The following is an 8,091-nucleotide window of genomic DNA, read 5'->3' as shown; positions in this document are numbered from 1 at the left end:
GCCGGCCCCACCGGCGGAGACCGGGCCGGCCGGCGCACCCGCACTGAGCGCCGACCAGCGCGCCGGGACCTGCACGTGCTGACCCGCCTGCACCAGCGGGGTGCGCTCAGCGACGCCGAGTACGCGGCCGAGTTGGCGCGGCTGCGCGACGCCGGGTGAGCGGTCAGCCGAGCCGGGCGAGAAGGTCGCGGCTGCGGCTCACCACCTGCGCGGTGGCCCCGGCGTCGTACGACGGGAGGGAGCGGTCGGTGAACAGGTGCCGGTCGCCCGGGTAGACGAACACCTCGCCCCGGTCGGGTCCGACGATCGAGACCAGTTCCCGGGCGGCGTCGATGTCGCCCTCCAGACCGAAGAACGGGTCCCGCTCCATGCCGTGCACCTGCACCGCCACGCCGTCGGGCCAGGGGGCGATCGCCCACTCGCCGGTGACCGGCAGGCAGGCTTCGTAGAGCAGGGCGGCCCGCGCGCCGGGACGGGTCTGGGCGAGCCGCTGCGCGATGGCGGCGCCCCAGGAGACGCCCGCGTAGACCAGGTCGGGGCGCAGGTCGGCGACGATCCGGTCGGCCCGCTGGTCGAGGACGTCACCGCCGATCCGCTTGACCAGCGCCGAGCCGTCGTCGAGGCTCGCCGGCCGTTCGCCGTCGAAGAGGTCCGGGACGTACACGGTGTGCCCGTCGCCGCCGAGCGAGTCGGCGAGGGCACGCACGCCGTCGGTGAGCCCCAGCAGGTGGTGGAAGAGGACGATCTCGGCCATCCCTAGACTCCTTACTGTCAGACCAGAATCATCGAACGAACCAGAATATTAGAACGGTCGAGAAATGTCGGTCAATCAGCGGATCCCGGACTACGACCTCGACGACCTGCTCGTGGTCACCGCCCCCGAGCAGCTGCGCGCGCTCGCCGACCCCCTCCGCGGCACGCTCCTGGAGCTGCTGCTGGAACGCGCGGCCACGGTCAACGAACTGGCCGGTGCCGTGGACCGGCCGAAGAGCAGCGTTGCCTACCACGTGAACCAGCTGGTCGACGCCGGGCTGCTGCGGGTGGTGCGCACCCGCCGGGTCCGGGCCGTCGAGGAACGGTTCTACGGCCGGGTCGCCCGCACGTACTACGTCGGCGCGCTCAACCGGCCCGAGGACAAGCAGACCGTCGCCCGGATCAACGGCCTGGCCGAGGCCGCGGCCGAGGCGTCCGCCGCGCACGCCGCCGACGAACTCCGCTGCACGCTGGTGCACGCCCGCATCCCGATCGAGGACGTCCGTGAGTTCTGGACGGAGGTGCAGGCGCTGGCCCGCAGATTCGCCCAGATCCCCCGCGCCGGCGACCAGGTGTACGGCTTCGCCGCCGGCCTCTACCCCACCGACGCGCCCCGCCTTCCCGAGGCCGTCGACGAGCGGAACTGATCCCACCGGGGTCCTGCCGGGGCGACGCCCGGCGCAGGCTAGCGTCGGAGCGTGAGCACCGGAACCACGCGCGTCCTGCCGGCCGACAGTGGCATCGACGAGGCCGCCGCCGTGCTGCGCGCCGGCGGGCTGGTCGCCTTCCCCACCGAGACGGTCTACGGGCTGGGCGCCAACGCGTTGGACGCCCGCGCCGCCGCGCGGATCTTCGAGGCCAAGGCCCGGCCCAGCTTCGACCCGCTGATCAGCCACCTGGCCGACGCCGCCGACCTGACCGCGCTTGTCGGCGCGGTGCCACCGGCCGTGGCCGCGCTCGCGGAACGGTTCTGGCCCGGCCCGCTCACCCTGATCGTGGACCGGCCGGCGGCGATCCCGCCGATCGTCACCTCCGGCCTGGAGACCATGGCCGTACGGGTGCCGGACGAGCCGGCCGCCCGGGCGCTGATCGCCGCCGCCGGGGTACCGGTGGCCGCACCCAGTGCCAACCGGTTCGGCCAGCTCAGCCCCACCCGGGCCGAGCACGTGGTGGCCGGGCTGGGCGCTGCCGTGGACGTGGTGCTCGACGGCGGGCCCACCCGGTGCGGGATCGAGTCGACCATCGTGGACGCCCGCGGCGACCGGCCGGTGGTGCTGCGGCTGGGCGCGCTGCCGGTCGAGGCGCTGGTGGAGGCGGTCGGACCGGTCGACGTACGCCTCGGCAGCTCCGGCCAGCCCGTGGCACCCGGGACGCTGGCCGCGCACTACGCCCCGCGTACCCCGTTGCGGTTGGGCGCGGCGGGCGGGCGCGACGGCGGTCGGCGGGGGTTCCTGGCGTTCCGCGAACCACCGGCGGAGGGCGACTGGGCGGCGGTGGAGGTGCTGTCGCCGGAGGGTGACCTGACCGCGGCGGCGGCGCGTCTCTTCGACGCGCTGCACCGGCTCGACGCGGCCGGGGTCACCGAGATCGTGGCCGAGCCGGTGCCCGACGAAGGGGTCGGGCGAGCCGTCAACGACCGGCTGCGCCGGGCCGCCGCCACCTGGCACTGACCTCGCGGGTCACGGGGTCAGCGACGCCGTCCGGAGCACCGTGGTCGCCGTACCGAGGAACGTCACCTCAGGCGTCGTGCCCTTCGCCGTACCCCTGATCGGGACGCCCGTGCGAGCCCGGCTGCGGCAGGCGGTCCACCAGCCGGGTCAGCGCGCCGTTGGCGAACGTGGCACCCAGCGCTGACCCGGTGGCGATGGTCCAACCCACCGGGCCGAGTGGCGTACACCCGAAGAACTGGCTGACGCCCGGCGTCTGCACCACCGCCACCATGACCCCGACGGATGCGGCGGTGGCGACCAGCACGGTGGGACTGGTGCCGCCGGCCAGCACGGTCTGACCGAGCTGGGTGCCGATCAGCGAGACGAGCGCGACCGTGCCGGCCCGTCGGCGGGTGCCGGTCCACCGGGCCAGCGTCCAGCCCGCCGTCGCGCCCAGCGTGGTCGCCGCCGCCCGGAGCCCGATCTCCCGGGTCATGGTGGCGCCGAGCGAGGAGTCCGGTCCCTCCCGTAGCAGGTGGTCGGCGCGGTCGTCGGCGGGTGGCCGGACCGCGATGGCGAGCGCCGGCGCGAGATCGGTGAGCAGGTTGACCAGCAGCAGCTGGCGTCCGGTCAGGGCGGACCGGCCGGTCGACGCGGCGGACAGCACGCTGAACGCGATCTCACCGAGGTTGCCGCCGACCAGGATGCTGAGCGCGTGGCGGACCGAGGACCACATGGCCCGGCCCTCGACCAGCGTGGCGATGATCGTCTCCAGCCGGTCGTCGGTGACCACCAGGTCGGCGGCCGCCCGGGCGGCCGGGGTGCCCCGCTGGCCGAGGGCGATCCCCACGTCGGCGAGGCGGATCGCCGGGGCGTCGTTGGCGCCGTCACCGGTCATCGCCACGGTCCGGCCCCGGCGCTGCAACGCCTGGATGATCCGGACCTTGTGCGCGGGCGTGCATCGGGCCACCACGTCGGTGGCCATCAACCGCTCCGCCAGGGCGGTGTCGTCGAGCCGGTCCAGGTCGGTGGCGGTCACGACCCGCTGCTGTCCGTGGTCCGGGCTGATGGTGGCGGCGATCGCCTCGGCGGTGGCCGGATGGTCGCCGGTGATCATGACGGTGTGCACGCCGGCCGAGCGGATCCGCTCCACCGACGGTCGGGCGCTCTCCCGCACCCCGTCGGCGAGCGTCAGGAAGCCCACGAAGACCAGCCCGTCGACCTGCTCGTCGCGGACCGAGTCGGTGGACACCGGGCACTCGGCGACGGCCAGGATGCGGTGCCCGGCACCGGCCCGATCGGCCAGCATGGCCTGCACCTCCTCCCGGCCGGTCGCGTCCAACGGGCGGTCGCCGTCGGCGGTGCGTCGGGACGCGCAGCGCGGCAGCACCGACTCGGGCGCGCCCTTCACGCTCAACAGCAGACCGTCGGCGGTCCGCCCGACCGTGGCGCTGTAGCCGCGGGACGGCTCGAACGGCAGCCCACCCGTCGCGGTCCAGCCCGCCGCGCCGGTCTGCTCGGCAACCCCGGCCGCGTTCGCGCCCCGGCGTACCGCCCGGTCGGTCTGTTGCGGCAACTCGTCCGGGTCGGCGGCGGCCGGGGTCGCACGCAACGCCGCCGCCAGCGTCGCCCGCAGCGGCTCGTCGAGCCGGTCCGCCGGGCCGTACCTGTCGTCGCCGGTGCCCACGCCGGCCAGCAGCAGCTTCCCCTCGGTGAGCGTGCCGGTCTTGTCGAAGCAGAGCACGTCGACCCGGCCCAACGCCTCGATGGTGCGCGGGTTGCGCACCAGGGCGCCGTGCTCGGCCAGCCGTCGCGCCGCCGCCAGCTGCGCGGCGCTGACCAGGAACGGTAGTCCCTCCGGCACCGACGCCACGGCCAGGTTCGCGGCGGTCGCCGCCGTCTCGGCCAGGGGTACGCCCCGGAGCAGCCCCGCCCCGGCCACCGCGATCGCCGAGCCGGCCGCCAGCGGTACGGCGCTGCTGGTCAGCTTGCCCAGCCGCGCCTCCACCCCACTTGTCGGCGGGGCCTCCCGGGCCATCGCCATGCTGCGACCGGCCTCGGTGCCCGCGCCGATGGCCACCACCACCGCGGTGCCGTGCCCGGCGGCGACCGTGGTGCCCTCGAAGAGCATCGAGTGCCGCTCCGCGATCGCGGCGGCGACCACCGGTTCCGGGCTCTTCGCCACCGGCAGGGACTCGCCGGTCAGGGACGACTCGTCGGACTCCAGCCCGTCGCTGGTCAGCACCCGGCAGTCGGCCGGTACGGCGTCGCCGGAGCTGACGCTGACCACGTCACCCGGTACCAGATCCTCGGCGGGCACCACCCGTTCCACGCCGTCCCGCAGCACCCGGGCGGTGACCGCGGAGCGGGACAGCAGCTCGGCCAGCGACCGTTCGGTGTTGCGCTGGTGCACCGCGCCGACCAGCGCGGAACCGCCCACCAGGCCGCCGACAAGCGCCGCGTCGACGAGCGAACCGAAGGTGGCGGAGAGCACCGCCCCGGCCGCCAGGACCGGAGTGAGGGGGTTGGACAGCTCGTCGACGAACGCGCGGAGCAGGCCGGCCGGACCGTTCCCGGTCCCGCCCGACGGGTCGTGACGGCGGGCCGCCTCCTCGTCGGTCAGCCCGGTCGGGTGCGTACCGAGCTGGTCGAGGACCGTCTCGACAGGCATCAGGTGCCACGCGGTGAGCGCGGGCACCGGAGCGCCGCTCCGGTCCGGCAGCCGGTGCGCCCGGAAGACGCCGTGGGCGAAGGCGGCCGCGGCGGCCCCGTTCACCGCCGCCAGGGTCGGCCGGGGCAGCCGATGCCGGTCGGCGGTGAACGCGCTGAGCGCGCCCAGACCGCTGCCGGCCATGGCGATCCTGATGTTCTGCCTGGTCATCCGATGGGCGACGCCGGCCGCGTCGATCAGCAGGGCGCAGATCCGCAGGTCGTCACCGACCAGCAGGTGCGCGCCCCAGGGCGGGAGGTCGTCCGGGCCGTACACGCCGAGGCCGCAGTCGGCCGCCGCGAGCGCCGAGCGCTCCCCGGAGGCCACCATCACCACAGAGCCCTCCCGTTGCAGGTCGCGGACCGCGTCGGCGAGCCGGGAGCCGCCGGGTACGCGCAGGTCGGCGAAGTCGTAGCGGCCGTCCTCGGCGCCGGCCACCACGAGCCGCAGGTCGGCCTGCCGGACGGCGGACACCAGCGCCTCCACCCCCGGGGCTGGTTCCGGCTCGACCCGGAGGACGGCAGCGAGCCGGTCACCCTCGGCCAGGCCGAGGAGCCGTCCGCCGTCGGCACGCAGCCGCCCACTGTCCGGGGTGTCGCCCGGGTCCTCGGCGTCGATGCGGTCCAGTGGCCCGATCCGCCAGCCGTCCTCGGCCCGGACGGCGTCGGGCCGCGCCGGGTCGAACAGGGCGAACGCCCGGGCGGCGACCTGCCCGGTGTCGGCACCGGCCAGCGGCGCCAGGTCGGCCAGCACCCCCCGGTCGGAGCCGAGCACGGCCGCGTCCAGCACGACGGTGTCGATCCGGTCCAGCTCCCGCAGCACGCTACGGTCCATCGCGATCACCCCGCGTCGGGCGAGCATCCGGCCGAGCTGGGCGGCGTACCCCTCCCGGCCGCTCCCCGGGGCCTTCGGCAGCGAGGAGAGCGCCAGCGCGGCGGCCCGCTTGCCCCCGACCACCGGGATCGCCGCGGCACCGGCCACCGCACCGGCCGCGAGCACCCGCTTCGCGTAGCGCTCCGGCTGGCCGTCGGGGACCGGGCAGGGACGCTCCCCGTCGGGCACCCGGGCCACCGCCCGCTCCGGCTGGCCGGTCAACCTCGGTTCGGCCCGCCGCCAGGCGGCGAGCTGGGCGCCGGCCTCGCCCCACTGCACCATCCGCTGTGCGCCGTCGAGCACGATGCCGGCCCAGCCGCCGGTGAGACCCTGCACCACCGCCTCGGCGAGCGGGAAGAGCACCTCGGCGCGGGGGTCGGCGCGTACCCCCAGGCCGGCCAGCGCGTGCAGCCTGGGGTGCAGGTCGATCGCCCCGAGCAGGCCCGCCACCTCGGCCGGGACCGGGGTGAGAGGCAGGATCCGGGTGGCCGCGGAGATGCTCAGCCCGAGCGCGTCGGAGAGCAACGCCCCGAGAGTGCGCGCGGTGCGCGGGCCGTCCTCGGGAGGCTGCGGCGGCGCGATCTCCGGGTCCGGCTCGTACGGGCACACCTGCTCCGCCCGGGCCACCGTGTCGATCAGCTCGCGCAACGCCGGCCGGGGCTCCTCGGTCGCCACCACCACCCGGCCGGACGGCGCGTTCACCCGGGCCCAGGCCACGCCCGGGACGGCCTCCAACGCCGCCTCGACCTGCCGGGCCAGTCGATCCCCGCCGTCCTGGCACACCCCGTGCACCTCGATGTGGTGCCGGCCGTCCTGCGACCACACCCGCCGCCGGGTCAGGCCGGTGAGGCGGGCCAGCCGGGCGGCCGCCGCGCCCACGCTCCCCGCCACGTGCGTGACCGTGGGCGGCACGGGCGGGCCGGGCAGGGCCGATCCGACGGTACGCGCGACCCGCGCCACGGCGTCCGGCAGCGCTGCCGGTGACAGCAGGAGACCGGCGAAGCCGTACGCCATGTCGCCTCCCGGTCTCGTCCCGGCGGCCCGACTTCCCGGCGCGGCGTCCGTTATGCCCCTCGGGTGGGTGAAGTTTCCCCGCTGCCCGGGGCATGGACGACGGGGGTGGTGGAATGCCCGTCGGGTCGATGCCGTCGCAACGGGGAGGCAGGGATGAGCACGCTGACACGACATCTGAGCGGATCGCGGGAGATGGTCCGGGCCTACTGCCGCCGGGTGGAGGTGCCGCTGCTGGGCGAGGTGGCCGTGCCTCCGCCGGACAAGCTGGCCTACTACGCCGGTATCGGGGTGCTCGCCGCGTTGCAGGTGATCGAGTGGCCGCTCGCGTTGGTCATCACCGCCGGTCACGTGCTGGCCGACCAGCACTTCTCCGGCCTGGTGAAGGGTGTGGGCGAGGCGCTGGAGACCGCCTGACGAGACCGGGCCCACAGTTGACCTCAACCGGGGTTGAGGTCCCAGGCTGGTGCCCATGACGACAGCCACCGCCGTACCGGCGACCGCCCCGCTCGACCTGTGGTCGCCGCGCCTGCGGGCGATGACCGTGGGCATCGTCGCCCTGGTGTCGCTGCTCGCGTTCGAGGCCCTCGCGGTCGGTACCGCCATGCCGACGGTGGCGCGCAGCCTGGACGGGCTCGGCCTGTACGCGCTGGCGTTCGGCGGCCCCTTCGCCTCCGGCGTGGTGGCGATGGTCGTCTCCGGCATCTGGTGCGACGCGCGCGGGCCACGCCCCGCGATGTGGCACGGGGTGGCCTGGTTCGTCGCCGGGCTGGCGGTGGCGGGTGCCGCCTCCACCATGGGGACGCTCGTCGTCGGGCGGGTCGTGCAGGGCTTCGGCTCCGGGCTGCTCTCCGTGGCGCTCTACGTGATCGTCGGGCAGGCGTACCCGGAGGGATTGCGGCGGCGGATCTTCGCGGCCTTCGCGGCGGCCTGGGTGGTGCCGTCGCTGGTCGGGCCGGCGGTGGCCGGGCTGATCGTCGAGCACCTGGGCTGGCGCTGGGTGTTCCTCGCGGTGCCGGCGGTCGCGGTGCCGGCGGTGCTGCTGGTCCAGCCGGGCCTGCGCGCACTTGCCGCACGGGTGCCGACCCGGCCGCC

At 75.8% G+C, this 8,091-nt stretch carries 6 protein-coding genes; 4 read left to right on the top strand and 2 right to left on the bottom strand.

What is annotated here, in order from left to right; all coding sequences use genetic code 11:
- Positions 1-163: 163 nt before the first annotated feature.
- A complete protein-coding gene (locus tag HUW36_RS20385) occupies positions 164-754 on the bottom strand; it encodes a dienelactone hydrolase family protein (protein ID WP_174529632.1) in 591 nt (196 codons plus the stop codon).
- A gap of 64 nt (positions 755-818) precedes the next feature.
- Here HUW36_RS20385 and HUW36_RS20380 point away from each other — a divergent pair, with 64 nt between their 5' ends.
- Entirely contained in the window at positions 819-1,400 is a 582-nt protein-coding gene (locus HUW36_RS20380) for a winged helix-turn-helix domain-containing protein (RefSeq protein ID WP_174529631.1), read from the top strand.
- A 75-nt stretch (positions 1,401-1,475) separates the two neighbouring features.
- Complete coding sequence (locus tag HUW36_RS20375) at positions 1,476-2,423, top strand: L-threonylcarbamoyladenylate synthase (protein ID WP_174529633.1); 948 nt, start codon at positions 1,476-1,478, stop codon at positions 2,421-2,423.
- 67 nt (positions 2,424-2,490) lie between these two features.
- Here the strand turns inward: HUW36_RS20375 and HUW36_RS20370 are convergent, their stop codons facing one another.
- Positions 2,491-6,999 (bottom strand): cation-translocating P-type ATPase, encoded by a 4,509-nt coding sequence (locus HUW36_RS20370; protein ID WP_174529630.1) that lies wholly within the window; start codon positions 6,997-6,999, stop codon positions 2,491-2,493.
- A gap of 153 nt (positions 7,000-7,152) precedes the next feature.
- Here HUW36_RS20370 and HUW36_RS20365 point away from each other — a divergent pair, with 153 nt between their 5' ends.
- Together HUW36_RS20365 and HUW36_RS20360 are read left to right on the top strand one after the other, a co-directional pair.
- Positions 7,153-7,413, top strand: a complete 261-nt coding sequence (locus HUW36_RS20365) for a hypothetical protein (protein ID WP_091567565.1) — start codon at positions 7,153-7,155, stop codon at positions 7,411-7,413.
- Between the two features lie 55 nt (positions 7,414-7,468).
- A partial coding sequence (locus HUW36_RS20360; RefSeq protein ID WP_174529629.1) for an MFS transporter occupies positions 7,469-8,091 on the top strand: 623 nt, incomplete at its 3' end.

Origin of the sequence: Micromonospora maritima, assembly GCF_902825405.1 — a bacterium.
Taxonomy (GTDB): Bacteria; Actinomycetota; Actinomycetes; order Mycobacteriales; family Micromonosporaceae; genus Micromonospora; species Micromonospora maritima.
This window is presented reverse-complemented; position numbering and strand designations above follow the sequence as displayed.